Source organism: Paenibacillus cisolokensis (assembly GCF_050481165.1).
GTDB lineage: Bacteria > Bacillota > Bacilli > Paenibacillales > Paenibacillaceae > Paenibacillus_AH > Paenibacillus_AH cisolokensis.
This window is the reverse complement of record NZ_JBCNFP010000044.1, coordinates 1-516: the sequence shown is the minus strand read 5'-3', so window position 1 is coordinate 516 and position 516 is coordinate 1. Positions and strand designations below refer to the sequence as shown.

General features: G+C 35.1%; 1 protein-coding gene. It reads left to right on the top strand.

The window, feature by feature from the left end:
• The coding region (locus ABEV74_RS08060) for a hypothetical protein (protein WP_430144986.1) at nucleotides 1–306 on the top strand (306 nt) is incomplete at its 5' end.
• Nucleotides 307–516: the final 210 nt, after the last annotated feature.

Sequence of the window (516 nt, the reverse complement as noted above, 5' to 3'; positions counted from 1 at the left end):
GGGCTTTCGAAATTTAGGATTAAATCTGTTGTGTCAACCTCGATTGGCATGATTATCGAAATGTTCAGAAAGCCCTATTTTAGAAGAATAAATAAGGAATTAGAAATGGTCGGAACGAGAGGTGCTGAAATGGATTGGCTGGATAAAAATGAAGGAACGCTAATAAAGTTACTCAGCACATTATTAATAGGTTTTGGAACGGGTTTTTTTCTGATAAATGATTATCATCAGGGATTTGAAAGTATATTGATAGGTGTATTGCTCTATGGGATATATCGAATAGGTATCAAGTTAGATCAACTGTGAAACATCTATAAAAATTATCAGTACTATCCAAAGTATTTGACGGAATGAATATTTATTGTTATCTTTTCTATATTCCCCGCCAACGCCGTTGGTTGTGGTGATTTTCAGAACGTGTATAGGCTTATCGCCATTACCTATGAAGGTAATTGTGCGGATTGAAAAGTCTCCTTAATCGGGAGACTTTTTGTCATTAACCTGAATTTCGAAAGT